Origin of the sequence: Paraburkholderia monticola, from assembly GCF_001580545.1 — a bacterium.
GTDB classification, from domain to species: Bacteria; Pseudomonadota; Gammaproteobacteria; order Burkholderiales; family Burkholderiaceae; genus Paraburkholderia; species Paraburkholderia monticola.
This window is the reverse complement of the sequence record NZ_LRBG01000020.1, coordinates 1-18588: the sequence shown is the minus strand read 5'-3', so window position 1 is coordinate 18588 and position 18588 is coordinate 1. Positions and strand designations below refer to the sequence as shown.

Here is an 18588-nt window from a genome sequence, read left to right as displayed (position 1 = left end):
CGCTCGCAGGATGTGCTCACGCGTTTGCGGCATCGGGCCGTCAGCGGCCGAGCACACCAGGATTGCGCCGTCCATCTGTGCCGCGCCCGTGATCATGTTCTTCACATAGTCAGCGTGGCCCGGGCAGTCGACGTGTGCGTAGTGGCGGTTAGCCGTTTCGTACTCGACGTGCGCGGTGTTGATGGTGATGCCGCGCGCCTTTTCTTCCGGCGCTGCGTCGATCTGGTCGTACGCCTTCGCTTCACCGCCAAACTTCTGCGTCAGAACCGTCGTGATCGCTGCCGTCAGCGTGGTCTTGCCGTGGTCAACGTGACCGATCGTGCCCACGTTCACGTGCGGCTTGGTCCGTTCGAATTTACCTTTAGCCATGTTTCTCTTCTTTCAAAAAGTTAATCGTTGAATGACTTTGCCGCGCGATTACTTCGACTTCGCGTTGATGATCGCTTCCGACACGTTACGCGGAGCTTCAGCGTAGTGCTTGAACTCCATCGTGTACGTTGCACGACCTTGCGTCAGCGAACGCAACGACGTCGAGTAGCCGAACATTTCCGACAGCGGCACTTCGGCGCGAACGATCTTGCCGCCGCCAACCATGTCATCCATGCCCTGCACGATGCCGCGACGACCCGACAGATCGCCCATCACGTTGCCCATGTAGTCTTCAGGCGTTTCGACTTCCACAGCCATCATCGGTTCGAGGATGACCGGTTGAGCCTTGCGCATCGCTTCCTTGAACGCCATCGAGCCGGCCATGCGGAACGCATTTTCGTTCGAGTCAACGTCATGGTACGAACCGAACGTCAGGTGAACCTTCACGTCAACGACCGGGAAGCCTGCGAGAACGCCGGCCTTCAGCGTTTCCTGGATACCCTTGTCGACCGCCGGGATGTATTCACGCGGAATCACACCGCCCTTGATCTCGTCCAGGAACTCATAGCCCTTGCCTTGCTCGTTCGGCTCGAGCGTGATGACCGCGTGACCGTACTGGCCGCGACCACCCGACTGCTTGACGAACTTGCCGTCGACGTCTTCCGCCTTGCCGCGAATCGTTTCGCGGTAAGCAACCTGCGGCTTGCCGACAGTCGCTTCCACGCCGAATTCGCGCTTCATGCGGTCGACCAGAATTTCGAGGTGGAGCTCGCCCATGCCCGAAATAATGGTTTGGCCCGACTCTTCGTCCGTTTGCACGCGGAACGACGGATCTTCCTGTGCCAGACGGTTCAGCGCCAGACCCATCTTTTCCTGGTCGGGCTTCGTCTTCGGCTCAACAGCCTGCGAGATCACCGGTTCCGGGAAAATCATGCGCTCGAGAACGATCGGGTGTTGCGGATCGCACAGCGTGTCGCCCGTCGTCGCTTCCTTCAGGCCAACTGCTGCGGCGATGTCGCCCGCGCGCACTTCCTTGATTTCTTCGCGCTGGTTCGCGTGCATCTGCAGAATACGACCCAGACGTTCCTTCTTGTCCTTGGTCGCGTTCAGCACCGTGTCGCCCGAATTGACGACACCGGAATAGACGCGGAAGAAGATCAGCTGGCCGACGAACGGGTCAGTCATGATCTTGAATGCCAGCGACGAGAATTTTTCATCGTCGGAAGCGCGGCGCTCGCCCTTCTCACCGTTTTCCAGTTCACCGGTCACCGGCGGAATGTCGATCGGCGACGGCAGGAAGTCCAGAACGGCGTCCAGCATGCGCTGCACACCCTTGTTCTTGAACGCGGTGCCGCACAGCATCGGCTGGATTTCGCAAGCGATCGTACGGTCGCGCAGACCCTTGATGATTTCCTCTTCGGTCAGCTCGCCCGACTCGAGGTACTTGTTCATCATGTCTTCGTTCGCTTCAGCCGCGGCCTCGACCATCTTTTCACGCCATTCGTTGCACGTGTCGACGAGCTCTGCCGGGATTTCTTCGTACGAGAACTTGGTGCCTTGGGACGCGTCGTCCCAAATGATCGCCTTCATCTTCATCAGATCGACGACGCCCGTGAAGTTCTCTTCCGCGCCGATAGGCACCACGACCGGAACCGGGTTCGCCTTCAGACGCAGCTTGAGCTGGTCGTAGACCTTGAAGAAGTTCGCGCCGGTGCGGTCCATCTTGTTGATGAACGCGAGGCGGGGAACCTTGTACTTGTTCGCCTGACGCCACACGGTTTCCGACTGGGGCTGCACGCCACCCACAGCGCAGTACACCATGCATGCGCCGTCGAGCACGCGCATCGAGCGCTCGACTTCAATCGTGAAGTCGACGTGACCCGGGGTGTCGATGATGTTGATGCGGTGCTCGGCGCGGTCGCCTGCCATGCCCTTCCAGAATGCCGTCGTAGCAGCGGAAGTAATCGTGATACCGCGTTCCTGCTCCTGCTCCATCCAGTCCATGGTGGCAGCGCCGTCGTGAACTTCACCAATCTTGTGGTTCACGCCCGTGTAGAACAGAATGCGCTCGGTCGTCGTCGTCTTGCCGGCGTCGATGTGAGCGCTAATACCGATGTTACGGTAGCGCTCGATAGGAGTCTTGCGAGCCACTTTGATCCTCTATTCGGATGACGCGATGCGAGAGATACCCATCGCGCTGTAACACAAACGGGCGAGGCGCCTTTGCAGCGCACCCGCCCGGAATTTCTTTCCGTTTTTCCGCTTAACCCGGCTCGGGCAGCTTAGAAACGGAAGTGCGAGAACGCCTTGTTGGCTTCTGCCATCCGGTGAACTTCGTCGCGCTTCTTCATCGCGCCGCCACGGCCTTCGGCCGCTTCGGAGAGTTCACCTGCCAGACGCAGGGCCATCGACTTCTCGCTGCGCTTCTTCGCGGCTTCACGCAGCCAACGCATCGCCAATGCCATACGACGCGACGGGCGCACTTCGACCGGAACCTGATAGTTCGCACCACCAACGCGGCGGCTCTTCACTTCGACCACCGGCTTGACGTTGTTGAGCGCCACCGTGAACACTTCCAGCGGGTCCTTGCCACCCTTGGTCTGGATCTGTTCGAAAGCGCCGTACACGATACGCTCGGCAACCGACTTCTTGCCGGAGAGCATCAGCACGTTCATGAATTTTGCTACATCAACGTTACCGAACTTCGGATCCGGCAACACTTCCCGCTTGGGGACTTCGCGACGACGCGGCATGTTTCTTCCTTTACCTTTTCAGTTGGAGCTGTATGCAGCCCCGCGGCCACCAACTAACCCGATTCATCCGTAAGACTAACCAGCCTGGTCGGGTGACCACTTACTCGATAGCACCGGCAAGTCCGGCACCATCGCTATTACCGCCTTTGCAGGCGACCTGAAACTACGATTGACTGGCTAATTACTTGCCAGCCTTGGCACGCTTCGCACCGTACTTCGAGCGAGCCTGCTTACGATCCTTGACGCCCTGGGTATCCAGCGAGCCGCGAACCATGTGGTAACGCACACCCGGCAAGTCCTTCACACGACCGCCGCGAATCAGCACGACCGAGTGTTCCTGCAGGTTGTGGCCTTCACCACCGATGTACGAAATGACTTCGAAGCCATTCGTCAGACGAACCTTGGCAACCTTACGGAGTGCCGAGTTCGGCTTCTTCGGCGTCGTGGTGTACACACGGGTGCACACGCCGCGACGCTGGGGGCAGTCCTGCAAGGCCGGGCTCTTGCTCTTCGTCGTTTCCGACGTGCGGCCTTTGCGAACCAGTTGATTGATGGTTGGCATTGTTTATTCCTGAAATTGAACAAAATCGACGCATCTGTTTCCGGGCAAAGCGGAAACGCCTGCGCATCGAACTTCCGGCTAGTCCGCTCGCGCACGAATTGAAGCCGCGCGCAAGCATCCCAAGAACCGGAACCTAGCATAATATTCCGAAAACACTAAGAGAGTCAACAGGTTGCGATGTTTCGCACCCCTGTCAATCCGGCGAAATAGCCAGATGAAGTCAGTCTGCCGCTACGACGTGCAGCAATTCGTAGCCAAACCGGTCGAGCTTACGCGCTCCCATGCCCGGAATACCGCGCAGATCGTCGATCGAGTCGGGCCCGAGACGGGCGATTTCAGCTAGCGTCGCGTCATGGAAAATCACGTAAGCCGGCACGCCGTCGCTCTTCGCGGTTTCGGTGCGCCACATGCGTAGACGCTCCCAGCGCGCGCGTTCACGCGGGCCCATGCCGATCGTCGGATCCGCGCGCTCGCTCGTGCGCCCCGACGATTGACGCGTGCGCGTGGGCTTCACGTAGCGGCGCATCGTCACCTTCTGCTCGCCCTTGAGCACCGGCTTGCTCGCCTCGGTCAGCACGAGTGAGCCAAAACCTTCGTGGTCGACCGTCAGATAGCCGAACGCGACGAGTTGGCGGAACACCGCCCGCCATTCCGGCTCGCCGAGCGCGGCGCCGATACCGAACGTCGTCAGCTTCTCGTGGCCACGCTGCAGGATTTTCTCGCTGCGGTTCCCACGCAGAATATCGATCAGATGTCCGGCCCCAAAATGAAAGCCACTTGCCCGCTGCGCACGAAACACGCACGACAGCGCCATCTGAGCCTCGCGCGTCGCATCCCAGGTCGGCGGCGGCTCGAGGCAGTTGTCGCAGTTGCCGCACGGTTGGCTCGTTTCACCAAAGTACGCGAGCAGCCGCACACGCCGGCAGGTCGCCGTTTCGCACAGACCGAGCAGTGCATCGAGCTTGCCGGTCTGGACGCGTTTGTGCGCGTCATCGGCTTCGGATTCGTCGATCATTTTGCGCTGCTGGACGACATCGCCGAGCCCGTAGGCCATCCACGCGTTCGACGGTAGCCCGTCGCGGCCCGCGCGGCCGGTCTCCTGGTAGTAGCCTTCGACGCTCTTGGGCAAATCCAGATGCGCGACGAACCGCACGTCAGGTTTGTCGATGCCCATGCCGAACGCAATCGTTGCGCACATGACGATGCCTTCCTCGCGCTGGAACATCTCCTGATGCTGCTGGCGCACCTCGAACTCCATGCCGGCGTGGTACGGCAGCGCGCGCATGCCCTTTTCCTTCAACCACTCGGCGGTTTCCTCGACCTTGCGGCGCGACAGGCAATACACAACGCCCGCATCGGTCGTGCCATCCGGCCTCGTATGCTCGGCGCGGATGAAGTCGAGTAGTTGCGTGCGCGCATTGTCCTTTTCCGCAATGCGGTAGCGGATGTTCGGGCGATCGAAACTCGACACGAACACGCGCGCATCGTCGAGCGCGAGACGGTGAATGATTTCGTCGCGCGTGATCGCGTCGGCGGTGGCCGTCAGCGCAATGCGCGGCACATCCGGAAAGCGCTCGTGCAGCACTGACAGCTGGATATATTCGGGCCGGAAATCATGCCCCCACTGGGACACGCAGTGCGCTTCGTCGATCGCGAAAAGGCCGATCCGCGTGCGTTCGAGCAGTTCCTGAAAGCGCGGCGTCATCAGCCGTTCCGGCGCGACGTACAGGAGATCGATGTCGCCGTCGCGCAGCGCCCGCTCGGTGGCCATGGCCTCCGCGCTCGACAGCGTCGAGTTCAGGTACGCGGCGCGCACGCCGACCTCCGTCAGCGCCGCCACCTGGTCCTGCATCAGCGCGATCAGCGGCGACACCACGATGCCGGCGCCCAAGCCGCGTTCGCGTCGCACCAGCGACGGAATCTGATAACACAGCGATTTGCCGCCCCCCGTCGGCATCAGCACGAGGCAATCGCCGCCGTCGGCGACGTGCTCGACAATTTCGCCCTGCTGCCCTCTGAACGCGGGATAACCAAAGACTTCGTTGAGGATTTCGAGCGGACGGGACATGTATTTGAGAGAGACGGCGAAGGGAACGGCACGCAGGCGGTGACACGAATTTTACCAACGCATTCGTGCCGCGCCCGTGCTTTACGACAACGTTAGCCATTCGGCCTAGGGCAGCGCCGGCGCATGGCACCGATGTACGCGCAAAAAGGCACAAAAAAAAGCCGCTCAGTCGAAACTGAGCGGCTTTCGTGGCTTGTCAGGCGAGGCGGCTTGCGCCGCCAGGACTTACTCGCCCGAGTGCTGCTGTTCGGCAGCCGGGGTTTCCGGCGTACCGAATTCGAACGACTCTTCCGCTGCGATCTGATCGAAACGCTCGCGGTCGGCCAGTTCCTTGCTCTTGCGCGCCTTGTGGAACGCGAGACCCGTACCGGCCGGAATCAGACGGCCGACGATCACGTTTTCCTTCAGGCCACGCAGGTCGTCGCGCTTGCCCATGATCGCCGCTTCGGTCAGCACGCGGGTCGTTTCCTGGAACGACGCCGCGGAGATGAACGAATCGGTCGACAGCGACGCCTTCGTGATACCGAGCAGCACGTTTTCGTACGTTGCCGGACGCTTGTCTTCCGCGATCATACGGTCGTTTTCGTCGAGCATGTCCGACCGCTCGACCTGTTCGCCCGGGATGAACCGCGTATCGCCATTGTCCGAAATCTGCACGCGACGCAGCATCTGACGCACGATCACTTCGATGTGCTTGTCGTTGATCTTCACGCCCTGCAGACGGTACACGTCCTGCACTTCGTCCACGATGTAACGCGAAAGCGCCTCGACGCCCTGCAAACGCAGGATGTCGTGCGGATCCGCCGGTCCGTCGACGATCATTTCGCCCTTGTTGACGACCTGACCATCGTGCACCAGGACCTGCTTTTCCTTCGCGATCAGGAACTCGTGCTGGTTGCCCTCGAGGTCCGTGATAACGAGACGCTGCTTGCCCTTCGTGTCCTTACCGAACGACGTCGTACCCGTGACTTCCGCCAGGATACCTGCGTCCTTCGGCGAACGTGCTTCGAACAGTTCCGCCACACGCGGCAGACCACCGGTAATGTCACGCGTCTTCTGCGATTCGGTCGGGATACGTGCGAGCACTTCACCGACCTGCACCTGCTGACCGTCCTTCACGGTGATCAGCGCGCCGACCTGGAAGCCGATCTGCACCGAGTGCTCGGTGTTCGGGATCTTCACTTCCTCGCCGTTCGCATCGAGCAGCTTGACCTGCGGACGCACCGTCTTCGACGCCTGCGAACCACGACGCTTCACGTCGATCACGACCAGCGTGGACAGACCCGTCACGTCGTCGATCTGCTTCGCGACGGTCACGCCTTCCTCGACGTTCTCGAACTTCACCGTACCACCGTACTCGGTGATGATCGGACGCGTCATCGGATCCCAGGTGGCCAGTTGCGTGCCGGCCTTGATCTGCGCACCGTCGAGCTGCAGCAACGTAGCGCCGTACGGCACCTTGTGACGCTCGCGCTCGCGGCCGTGATCGTCGGTGATCATCGCTTCGCCCGAACGCGAGATGACGATCTGCTCGCCCTTCGCATTCGTGACGTAACGCATCGTCGACGTGAAACGCACCGTACCGTTCGACTTCGCTTCGACCGACGAGGCCACCGCCGCACGCGAAGCCGCACCACCGATGTGGAACGTACGCATCGTGAGCTGCGTGCCCGGTTCACCGATCGACTGCGCCGCGATCACACCGACCGCTTCGCCGACGTTCACCATCGAGCCGCGGCCGAGGTCGCGACCGTAACAGGACGCGCACAAGCCGTAGCGCGTTTCGCAAGTGAGCGGCGTGCGCACGCGCACTTCGTCGATGCCGAGGCGCTCGATGTCTTCGACCGCGTCTTCGTCGAGCAACGTGCCCGATTCGAACAGCGTTTCCTGCGATTCCGGGTTAACAATGTCAGCCACCGCCACGCGACCCAGAATACGGTCACGCAGCGCTTCGACCACTTCACCGCCTTCCACGAGCGCCTTCATCGCCACGCCATTCGACGTGCCGCAATCGTCCTCGACGACGACCAGATCCTGCGTCACGTCGACGAGACGACGAGTCAGGTAACCCGAGTTCGCGGTCTTCAGTGCCGTATCAGCCAGACCCTTACGTGCACCGTGGGTCGAGATGAAGTACTGCAACACGTTCAGACCTTCGCGGAAGTTCGCCGTAATCGGCGTCTCGATGATCGAGCCGTCCGGCTTCGCCATCAGACCGCGCATACCGGCCAGCTGACGAATCTGAACCGCCGAACCACGAGCGCCCGAGTCCGCCATCATGTAGATGGAGTTGAACGACTCCTGACGCGTCTGGTTGCCGTCGCGGTCCGTCACCGGTTCCGTCGACAGCTGTTCCATCATCGCCTTGCCGACCGCTTCCGACGTCGCCGACCAGATGTCGACCACGTTGTTGTAGCGTTCCTGCGCGGTGACGAGACCCGACATGTACTGACGGTCGTATTCCTTCACCTTCTTCGCGGCGTCGCCAACGATCGTTTCCTTCTGCGGCGGCACGAGCATGTCGTCGACGCAGATCGAAATACCAGCGCGCGTTGCCAGACGGAAGCCCGACTGCATCAGTTGGTCGGCGAAAATCACTGTCTCACGCAGACCGCACTTGCGGAACGCGGTGTTGATCAGACGCGAGATTTCCTTCTTCTTCAGCGGCTTGTTCAGCACCGAGAACGGCAGACCCGGCGGCAGAATTTCCGACAGGATCGAGCGACCGACCGTGGTTGCGTACAGCGTGATCTTCGGCACGAACGCCGGCGCGCCTTCCGACTTGTCTTCGTTGTGGACCATTTCGGTGATCCGCACGTTGACGCGCGAGGCCAGCTCGACTTCCTTGTTCTCGTAAGCACGCAGCACTTCCGACACGCCCGTGAACGTCAGGCCTTCGCCCTTGCCGTTCACCGCTTCGCGCGTCGCGTAGTACAGACCCAGCACGATATCCTGCGACGGCACGATCGACGGATCGCCGTTAGCCGGGAACAGCACGTTGTTCGACGCGAGCATCAGCGTGCGCGCTTCCATCTGCGCTTCGAGCGACAGCGGCACGTGAACGGCCATCTGGTCACCGTCGAAGTCGGCGTTGAACGCCGCGCAAACGAGCGGGTGCAGTTGGATTGCCTTACCTTCGATCAGCACCGGCTCGAAAGCCTGGATACCGAGACGGTGCAGCGTCGGTGCACGGTTCAGCATAACCGGATGTTCGCGGATCACCTCTTCGAGGATGTCCCACACGACCGGCGTCTGGTTCTCGACTTCCTTCTTCGCAGCCTTGATGGTGGTAGCGACACCCATCACTTCGAGCTTGTTGAAGATGAACGGCTTGAACAGTTCGAGCGCCATCAGCTTCGGCAGACCGCACTGATGCAGCTTCAGCGTCGGACCGACCACGATCACCGAACGGCCCGAGTAGTCGACGCGCTTACCGAGCAGGTTCTGACGGAAGCGACCGCCCTTACCCTTGATCATATCGGCGAGCGACTTCAGCGGACGCTTGTTCGCGCCGGTCATCGCCTTGCCGCGACGGCCGTTGTCGAGCAGCGAGTCGACGGCTTCCTGCAGCATCCGCTTTTCGTTGCGGACGATGATTTCAGGCGCCTTCAGCTCGAGCAAACGCTTCAACCGGTTATTACGGTTGATCACGCGGCGATACAGGTCGTTCAGGTCCGACGTCGCGAAACGGCCGCCGTCGAGCGGCACGAGCGGACGCAGTTCCGGCGGCAGCACCGGCAGCACTTCGAGGACCATCCAGTCCGGCTTGATGCCCGAACGCTGGAACGCCTCGAGCACCTTCAGGCGCTTCGCGTACTTCTTGATCTTCGCTTCGGAGCCGGTGTTCTTGAGTTCCGTGCGCAGCAACTCGACCTGCTCGTCGATGTTGATTGCGCGCAGCAGTTCGCGAATACCTTCCGCGCCCATTTCGGCACGGAATTCGTCGCCGTATTCCTCGACCTTATTGTAGTAATCCTCTTCGGTCATGATCTGCCGCGCTTTGAGCGGCGTCATGCCCGGATCGATCACCACATAGGCTTCAAAGTACAGCACGCGCTCGATGTCGCGCAGCGTCATGTCGAGCACCATGCCCAGACGCGACGGCAGCGACTTCAGGAACCAGATGTGCGCGACCGGCGAGGCCAGCTCAATGTGGCCCATCCGCTCACGACGCACCTTCGCGAGCGTCACTTCGACGCCGCACTTCTCGCAGATCACGCCACGGTGCTTCAGGCGCTTGTACTTGCCGCAAAGGCATTCGTAGTCCTTGATCGGACCGAAAATCTTCGCGCAGAACAGACCATCGCGCTCCGGCTTGAACGTGCGGTAGTTGATGGTTTCCGGCTTCTTGACTTCACCGAACGACCACGAACGGATCTTGTCCGGCGAGGCCAGACCGATCTTGATCGCGTCAAAAACTTCAGGTTGTTGGACTTGCTTGAATAGATCGAGCAAAGCTTTCATCGCTTCTCTCCAGTAGTCCGATTAGTTCCGGTCCAGGTCGATGTCGATACCGAGCGACCGGATTTCCTTCACCAACACGTTGAACGACTCAGGCATGCCGGCATCGATCACGTGATCGCCCTTGACCAGGTTCTCGTAAACCTTGGTCCGGCCCGTCACGTCGTCCGACTTCACCGTCAGCATTTCCTGCAGCACGTACGATGCGCCGTACGCTTCGAGCGCCCACACTTCCATTTCACCGAAACGCTGGCCACCGAACTGCGCCTTACCGCCCAACGGCTGCTGCGTCACGAGCGAGTACGGGCCCGTGGAACGCGCGTGCATCTTGTCGTCGACCAGGTGGTGCAGCTTCAGGTAGTGCATGTAGCCGACCGTCACCGTACGTTCGAACATCTCGCCCGTGCGGCCGTCGTACAGACGCACCTGGTTCTTCGACGGCGTCATGCCGAGGTTTTCAGCGATTTCGTCCGGGAACGCCAGATCCAGCGCGCGCGACATTTCTTCTTCGGTCGCACCGTCGAAGACCGGCGTTGCGAACGGCACGCCTTCGCGCAGGTTCTTCGCGAGTTCCAGGATTTCGTCGTCGCTAAAGCTGTCCAGCTCTTCGGCGCGGCCCGATTCGTTGTAGATCTTGATCAGGAATTCGCGCAGTTCAGCGATCTTCGCCTGACGCTGCAGCATTTCGCCGATACGCCAGCCGAGACCCTTCGCGGCCCAACCCAGATGTACTTCGAGAACCTGACCCACGTTCATCCGCGACGGCACGCCGAGCGGGTTCAGAACGACGTCAGCCGGACGGCCGTCGGCCATGTACGGCATGTCTTCGATCGGCACGATCTTCGACACGACACCCTTGTTGCCGTGACGGCCTGCCATCTTGTCGCCAGGCTGCAGACGGCGCTTCACCGCCAGATACACCTTGACCATCTTCAGCACGCCCGGCGGCAGTTCGTCGCCTTGCGTGAGCTTCTTGCGCTTCTCTTCGAACGCCAGGTCGAACTGGTGACGCTTCTCTTCGATCGAGTTCTTGATCGCTTCGAGCTGGGCCGCTGCTTCTTCGTCCGCGAGGCGGATGTCGAACCAGTGATAGTGGTCCAGATCTTCGAGGTACGCGCGCTCGATCTTCGTGCCCTTCGCGAGCTTCTTCGGACCGCCGTTCGCGACCTTGCCTTCGAGCATGCGCGCGAGACGCTGGAACGCATCGCCTTCCACGATCCGCAACTGGTCGTTCAGGTCGAGGCGATAGCGCTTCAGTTCATCGTCGATGATCTGTTGCGCGCGCTTGTCACGCTGGATACCTTCACGCGTGAACACCTGGACGTCGATCACGGTACCGCTCATGCCCGAGGGCACGCGCAGCGACGTGTCCTTCACGTCCGAAGCCTTCTCACCGAAGATCGCGCGCAGCAGCTTTTCTTCCGGCGTCAGCTGGGTTTCGCCCTTGGGCGTGACCTTGCCGACCAGCACGTCGCCCGCTTCGACTTCCGCGCCGATGTACACGATGCCCGACTCGTCGAGACGGCCAAGCTGCACTTCCGCGAGGTTCGAAATGTCGCGCGTGATTTCTTCCGGTCCGAGCTTCGTGTCGCGTGCAACGACGTTCAGTTCTTCGATGTGAATCGACGTGTAACGGTCGTCCGCAACGACCTTCTCCGAGATCAGGATCGAGTCTTCGAAGTTGTAGCCGTTCCACGGCATGAACGCGATCAGCATGTTCTGGCCGAGCGCGAGCTCGCCCAGATCGGTCGATGCGCCGTCAGCCAGCACGTCGCCACGCGCAACCTTGTCGCCCATCTTCACGATCGGACGCTGGTTGATGTTCGTGTTCTGGTTCGAACGCGTGTACTTGATCAGGTTGTAGATGTCGACACCGACTTCACCCGCGACCGCTTCGTCGTCGTTCACGCGAATCACAATACGGCCCGCGTCGACGTAATCCACCACACCGCCACGCAGTGCCTGAACCGTCGTGCCCGAGTCGACCGCCACGGTGCGCTCGATGCCCGTACCGACGACCGGCTTTTCCGGGCGCAGACACGGCACAGCCTGACGCTGCATGTTCGAGCCCATCAACGCGCGGTTCGCGTCGTCGTGCTCAAGGAACGGAATCAGCGAAGCTGCGACCGACACGATCTGCGACGGTGCCACGTCCATGTACTGGATACGATCCGGCGTGACCATCAGCGTTTCGCCCGCTTCACGCGACGACACGAGTTCGTCGGTCAGCGTGCCGTCGACGGCCACCGCCGCGTTCGCCTGAGCGATCACGTAACGGCCTTCTTCGATGGCCGACAGGTAGTCGATCTGGTCGGTCACCTTGCCGTCCGCGACCTTGCGATACGGCGTTTCGAGGAAGCCGTATTCGTTCAGGTGCGCATACAACGCGAGCGAGTTGATCAGACCGATGTTCGGGCCTTCCGGCGTCTCGATCGGGCACACGCGGCCGTAGTGGGTCGGGTGCACGTCGCGGACTTCGAAGCCTGCGCGTTCGCGCGTCAGACCGCCCGGTCCCAGTGCGGAAACGCGGCGCTTGTGCGTGATTTCCGAGAGCGGGTTGGTCTGGTCCATGAACTGCGACAACTGCGACGAACCGAAGAACTCGCGAATCGCCGACGAAATCGGCTTCGAGTTGATCAGGTCGTGCGGCATCAGGTTTTCGCTTTCGGCCTGGCCGAGGCGTTCCTTGACAGCACGTTCGACACGCACGAGACCCGCGCGGAACTGGTTCTCCGCGAGCTCGCCGACGCAACGCACACGACGGTTGCCGAGGTGGTCGATGTCATCCACTTCGCCCTTGCCGTTGCGCAGTTCGACCAGGATCTTGATCGTCGCGAGGATGTCGTCGTCCTGCAGCGTCATCGGACCGACGATTTCATCACGGCCGACTCGGCGATTGAACTTCATACGACCCACCTTGGACAGGTCGTACGCTTCTTCGCTGTAGAACAGGCGGTTAAACAGCGCCTCGACCGCTTCTTCGGTCGGCGGCTCGCCCGGACGCATCATGCGGTAAATCGCGATGCGCGCGGCCATCTTGTCGGCCGTTTCGTCGATACGCAGCGTCGACGAGATATACGGACCCTGATCCAGATCGTTCGTGTAGAGCGTCTGGATGTCCTTGATCTTCGCTTCGCGCAATTTCTCGAGCACGGACTCGGTGATCTCGTCGTTCGCGTTCGCGATGACTTCGCCGGTATCGCCGTCGATCACGTTCTTCGCGAGCACGCGGCCGAGCAGATAGTCTTCCGGTACCGAGATGAACTTGGTCTTCGCGTTATCGAGGTCGCGAATGTGCTTGGCGTTGATCCGCTTGTCCTTCTGGACGATCACGTTGCCGTCGCGGTCCGTGATGTCAAAGCGCGCGACTTCGCCACGCAGACGCTCCGGCACGAATTCCATCTGCGCGCCTTCCGGCATCAGCGTGAAATTGTCGAACACGAAGAAGTTTGCGAGGATCTGTTCCGGCGTGAGGCCAATTGCCTTGAGCAGGATCGTGACCGGCATCTTGCGGCGACGGTCGACGCGGAAATACAGCACGTCCTTCGGGTCGAACTCGAAGTCGAGCCACGAGCCGCGGTAAGGAATGATACGTGCCGAGAACAGCAACTTGCCTGAGCTGTGCGTCTTGCCCTTGTCGTGTTCGAAGAACACGCCCGGGGAACGGTGCAGCTGCGAGACGATCACACGTTCCGTGCCGTTGATGACGAACGAACCGGTGGGGGTCATGAGCGGAATTTCGCCCATGTACACTTCCTGTTCCTTCACTTCCTTGACGACCGGCTTGCTCGGCGATTCCTTGTCGAGCAGCACCAGACGCACCTTGGCGCGCAGCGCCGAACAGTACGTCAGACCGCGCTGCTGACATTCCTTGATGTTGAATGCCGGCGGCGACAGCATGTAGCTGACGAACTCGAGACGCGCGAAGCCATTGTGCGAAACGATTGGGAAAACGGAAGTAAACGCTGCCTGCAGGCCTTCCGGCTTGCGTTGTGTAGACGACGTATCTGCTTGCAGAAACGTGCTGAATGATTCAAGCTGGGTAGCCAGCAGGAAAGGTACTTGGTGAACGATGGGGCGCTTCGCAAAACTCTTGCGAATACGCTTCTTCTCGGTGAAGGAATATTGCATACGATCTCCGAATCACGGCGGGCATTGTTGTCGAGGCAGGATACCTTGATGAGACAACCCGAGTGTTCACCGACTGAGACCCGATGGCCGTCCGATGGCTTGAACGAGCCTAGAAGCTTGGTGGTTGGCCGCTACCAACCGCTGGCTGACGGCAGCGGATGCCTGTGTTGCCCGCTACCCGACCAAACTTGCCTTCTGCAGTCGCTTCAGAAGACAAAGAGAAGCGCCGGTCAATGTTGCCGATTGGCGATTTTCTTTGGCTTCTGGAAGTCACGTTCCTGCCAGAACAGACTGGCACAAACGCGGCTCCCACAAAGCACAAAAAGGCCGGCGGTGGAAAACCGCCAGCCCTCGCACAGCGCGCTGAAACTTACTTGATTTCAGCCTTCGCGCCGGCTTCTTCCAGCTTCTTCTTGGCTTCTTCAGCAGCAGCCTTCGGTACCGCTTCCTTAACAGGCTTCGGTGCACCGTCGACCAGGTCCTTCGCTTCCTTCAGGCCGAGACCCGTCAGTTCACGAACAGCCTTAATGACCGAAACCTTGTTCGCGCCGACTTCCGTCAGGTTGACCGTGAATTCGGTTTGCTCTTCAGCAGCAGCAGCAGCGCCGCCGCCTGCCGGGCCTGCCACTGCAACAGCAGCTGCCGACACGCCAAATTTTTCTTCGAACGCCTTGACCAGTTCGTTCAGTTCCAGAACCGACATCGAGCTTACGGCTTCGAGGATGTCTTCTTTTGCGATTGCCATTTGAAATACTCCTAAATTGAATTCGGATACAGCCAGCGATCAATCACGCTCTACTGAAGTGCATTACGCAGCGGCTTCTTCGCCTTGTTTCTTCTCTGCCAGCGCGGCCAGAGCGCGCGCGAAGCCAGAAACAGGTGCCTGCATAACGTACAACAGCTTGGAGAGCAGTTCTTCGCGGCTCGGGATGCTCGCCAGCGCTTGCACGCCAGCCTTGTCCATCACCTTGCCTTCGTAGGAACCAGCCTTGATGACCAACTTGTCATTGCTCTTGCTGAAGTCATTGACGACCTTAGCAGCAGCAATTGCATCTTCCGAGATGCCGTAGATCAGGGGGCCAGTCATCTGCTCTGCCAGCGGAGCAAACGGGGTACCTTCAACAGCGCGACGCGCCAGCGTGTTCTTCAACACGCGAAGGTATACCTGTTGCTCACGCGCTTTCGCGCGCAGCTTGGTCAGATCGCCAACCGCGATTCCACGATACTCAGCCAGAACCACGGTCTGAGCTTTCGCGACTTGCGCGGCAACCTCAGCGACGACGGCCTGCTTGCTTTCTTTGTTGAGTGGCACGGTTAACCTCCAGATTCGATACACGCAGCGTGCGCCTTGTGTACCGCGTTCAATAACGGCGTCCGACCAGTCAGGAGTATTTCAACCGCTCAGAGTCCGTATTGCTACAGACTCTGAGGGCTTCATCACTTCAAAACTTTTTCGGGTTCGCCATCTGCGTTGGCTTTACATTAAGGACCCGCCTACCTGCTGCGCGCCCACCAACGGTCTTTGACAACCGGTTACGCGATGCAGACTGCCACCTCGCAACCGCCCAAAGCCCTTAAAAGCCACCCCGGCTCGAGCCGGAGCAGCTCAATTCATTACTGTGCAGCGATCGACGTCTGATCGACGCGAACGCCAACACCCATCGTGCTCGACAGAGCAACCTTGCGCAGGTACACGCCCTTGCTCGTTGCCGGCTTCGCCTTTTGCAGCGCTTCGATCAGCGCGTTCAGGTTGTTGCGCAGAGCAGCGGGTTCGAACGAAGCACGACCGATGGTCGCATGGATGATACCGGCCTTGTCGACACGGAACTGCACCTGACCAGCCTTGGCGTTCTTGACCGCGGTCGCGACATCGGGCGTCACCGTGCCGACCTTCGGGTTCGGCATCAGGCCGCGCGGGCCAAGAATCTGGCCGAGCGTACCGACGATACGCATCGTGTCCGGCGAAGCGATCACGATGTCAAAGTTCAGGTTTCCGGCCTTGACCTGTTCTGCCAGGTCTTCCATGCCGACGACGTCAGCACCAGCGGCACGAGCCTGCTCAGCCTTTTCGCCCTGTGCGAACACGGCGACGCGCACCGACTTACCCGTACCAGCCGGCAGCACGACCGAGCCACGAACCACTTGATCCGACTTCTTGGCGTCAATGCCGAGTTGCACGGCGACGTCGATCGATTCGTCGAACTTCGCGCTTGCGCATTCCTTCACGAGCGACAGAGCATCTTCGATCGCGTACAGCTTCTGACGATCCACCTTGGCTGCAAATGCTTGCAGACGTTTCGAAAGCTTAGCCATTTACACGCCCTCCACGGTGATGCCCATCGAGCGGGCGCTACCAGCGATCGTACGAACCGCTGCGTCCAGATCAGCAGCCGTCAGATCGGGCATCTTGGTCTTGGCGATATCTTCAGCTTGAGCGCGGGTGATCTTGCCGACCTTGTCGGTATGCGGCTTGCTCGAACCCTTGTCCAGCTTCGCCGCCTTTTTGATCAGAACCGTCGCAGGCGGCGTCTTCAGAACGAACGTGAAGCTCTTGTCCGCGAATGCTGTAATCACGACAGGAATCGGCAGGCCCGGTTCCATCGCCTGGGTCTGCGCGTTGAACGCCTTGCAGAACTCCATGATGTTCAGGCCGCGCTGGCCGAGTGCCGGACCGACAGGCGGCGACGGGTTGGCTTTACCTGCAGGGATCTGCAGCTTGATAAAGCCGATGATTTTCTTTGCCATTTCAAGAACCTCTTTGGAACGTCGCCTTACATACGGACGTTCGGTGAGTAGTAACGCGTGTTCGCCAGCCAAGCTGGCTAGTTACGCTCCTCAACGGCCATTACGCGGACCGTAAGCGCGAAACACGGAACGCACCTTGCGGTGCGTTCCGTAAATTCTGGATTACAACTTTTCGACTTGGCCGAATTCCAGCTCGACCGGCGTTGCGCGGCCGAAAATTGTAACGGAAACACGGACTCGCGACTTTTCGTAGTTCACTTCTTCGACGCTGCCGTTGAAATCAGTGAACGGACCTTCCTTCACCCGCACCATCTCGCCTACTTCGAACAGGGTCTTCGGACGTGGCTTCTCCACACCCTCCTGCATCTGCGACATGATTTTCTCAACTTCCCGAGGGGAAATCGGGCTTGGGCGATTACGCGCACCGCCGACGAAACCAGTCACCTTCGCCGTGTTTTTAACGAGGTGCCACGTTTCGTCCGTCATTTCCATTTCGACCAACACGTAGCCGGGAAAGAAACGACGTTCCGTCACTGATTTGTGACCGCCCTTCACCTCGACAACCTCTTCCGTCGGAACGAGGATCTGGCCAAATTGGTCTTGCATGCCAGCACGCTCGATGCGCTCCTGAAGCGCCCGCTGCACGCTTTTCTCCATGCCGGAGTAGGCGTGCACCACGTACCAACGTTTGCCGCTCGGGGATGCCGGAATATCGCTCATATCATTTCCAACCCAGAATCACCGAGAAAATTGTCCATTCAATGGATTTGTCACAAATCCAGAGAAAGATGGCCATCACGACTACGAAGCCGAACACCACCAGCGTAGTCTGACTTGCCTCTTTGCGAGTCGGCCAAACAACCTTACGGACTTCTTTGTACGAGTCTTTGGCAAAAGCGATGAAACCCTTGCCTGGCGCTGAGAGAAGACCGACTGCGACACCCGCGATCGCCCCAACAGCCAACGCGGCTCCGCGGATGTACCATTCCTGGCCACTTAGCCAGAAGAACCCCACGAACCCGGCCAAGACCAGCAACACACCTGCGATCAGCATCATCTTGTCGCCAGATGTATTTACAGTTTCGACTGAAGGATTCGCCATAACACCTTAACGAAGCGCCACTACGGCGCGATAGTTGGCAGGGGCAGAGGGAATCGAACCCCCAACCTTCGGTTTTGGAGACCGACGCTCTGCCAGTTGAGCTATGCCCCTAAACCATTTGGGGCTGACGACACCGCCAACCCCGATGCAACCAATTACCGAGAACTGTCTGGCGTTACTCGATGATCTTGGCGACGACACCAGCGCCGACCGTACGGCCACCTTCGCGAATTGCGAAACGCAGGCCTTCTTCCATCGCGATCGGGTTGATCAGCTTCACCGTGATCGACACGTTGTCGCCCGGCATCACCATTTCCTTGTCCTTCGGCAGCTCGATCGAGCCCGTCACGTCCGTCGTACGGAAGTAGAACTGCGGACGGTAGTTGTTGAAGAACGG

The 18588-nt window shown here is 59.9% G+C and carries 14 protein-coding genes and 1 tRNA gene; all 15 read right to left on the bottom strand.

The genetic code is table 11. The annotated features are described in order from the left end of the window. A partial coding sequence (locus tag CI15_RS16880; RefSeq protein ID WP_174543237.1) for a GTP-binding protein occupies positions 1-369 on the bottom strand: 369 nt, incomplete at its 3' end. Between the two features lie 48 nt (positions 370-417). Then, positions 418-2520 (bottom strand): elongation factor G, encoded by a 2103-nt coding sequence (fusA, locus tag CI15_RS16875; protein WP_062129475.1) that lies wholly within the window; start codon positions 2518-2520, stop codon positions 418-420. Positions 2521-2651: 131 nt separating this feature from the next. Continuing rightward, positions 2652-3122 carry a 30S ribosomal protein S7 gene (gene rpsG, locus CI15_RS16870; protein ID WP_006053291.1) on the bottom strand — a complete coding sequence of 157 codons (471 nt, stop codon included), beginning with the start codon at positions 3120-3122 and terminating at the stop codon, positions 2652-2654. 181 nt (positions 3123-3303) lie between these two features. Further along, positions 3304-3684: a 30S ribosomal protein S12 gene (rpsL, locus tag CI15_RS16865; protein ID WP_006053290.1), complete on the bottom strand. Its 381-nt coding sequence runs from the start codon at positions 3682-3684 to the stop codon at positions 3304-3306. A 220-nt stretch (positions 3685-3904) separates the two neighbouring features. Beyond that, a complete protein-coding gene (gene recQ / locus CI15_RS16860) occupies positions 3905-5752 on the bottom strand; it encodes a DNA helicase RecQ (RefSeq protein ID WP_062129474.1) in 1848 nt (615 codons plus the stop codon). 225 nt (positions 5753-5977) lie between these two features. After that, positions 5978-10216, bottom strand: a complete 4239-nt coding sequence (gene rpoC / locus CI15_RS16855; RefSeq protein ID WP_062129473.1) for a DNA-directed RNA polymerase subunit beta' — start codon at positions 10214-10216, stop codon at positions 5978-5980. A 21-nt stretch (positions 10217-10237) separates the two neighbouring features. After that, positions 10238-14344 carry a DNA-directed RNA polymerase subunit beta gene (gene rpoB, locus CI15_RS16850; RefSeq protein ID WP_062129472.1) on the bottom strand — a complete coding sequence of 1369 codons (4107 nt, stop codon included), beginning with the start codon at positions 14342-14344 and terminating at the stop codon, positions 10238-10240. Between the two features lie 370 nt (positions 14345-14714). Next, a complete protein-coding gene (rplL, locus tag CI15_RS16845; protein ID WP_062129471.1) occupies positions 14715-15089 on the bottom strand; it encodes a 50S ribosomal protein L7/L12 in 375 nt (124 codons plus the stop codon). Between the two features lie 63 nt (positions 15090-15152). Then, on the bottom strand, positions 15153-15656 hold the full coding sequence (rplJ, locus tag CI15_RS16840; protein ID WP_062129470.1) for a 50S ribosomal protein L10: 504 nt from the start codon (positions 15654-15656) through the stop codon (positions 15153-15155). Positions 15657-15958: 302 nt separating this feature from the next. Further along, complete coding sequence (gene rplA / locus CI15_RS16835) at positions 15959-16657, bottom strand: 50S ribosomal protein L1 (RefSeq protein ID WP_062129469.1); 699 nt, start codon at positions 16655-16657, stop codon at positions 15959-15961. Then, positions 16658-17089: a 50S ribosomal protein L11 gene (rplK, locus tag CI15_RS16830; RefSeq protein ID WP_008922976.1), complete on the bottom strand. Its 432-nt coding sequence runs from the start codon at positions 17087-17089 to the stop codon at positions 16658-16660. It abuts the gene before it with no gap. Between the two features lie 162 nt (positions 17090-17251). Further along, on the bottom strand, positions 17252-17809 hold the full coding sequence (gene nusG, locus CI15_RS16825) for a transcription termination/antitermination protein NusG (RefSeq protein ID WP_062129468.1): 558 nt from the start codon (positions 17807-17809) through the stop codon (positions 17252-17254). Position 17810: 1 nt separating this feature from the next. Then, complete coding sequence (gene secE, locus CI15_RS16820) at positions 17811-18191, bottom strand: preprotein translocase subunit SecE (RefSeq protein ID WP_062129467.1); 381 nt, start codon at positions 18189-18191, stop codon at positions 17811-17813. 35 nt (positions 18192-18226) lie between these two features. Next, positions 18227-18302: transfer RNA gene (locus tag CI15_RS16815), tRNA-Trp, on the bottom strand. Between the two features lie 64 nt (positions 18303-18366). After that, the coding region (locus CI15_RS16810) for an EF-Tu C-terminal domain-related protein (protein ID WP_479494852.1) at positions 18367-18588 on the bottom strand (222 nt) is incomplete at its 5' end.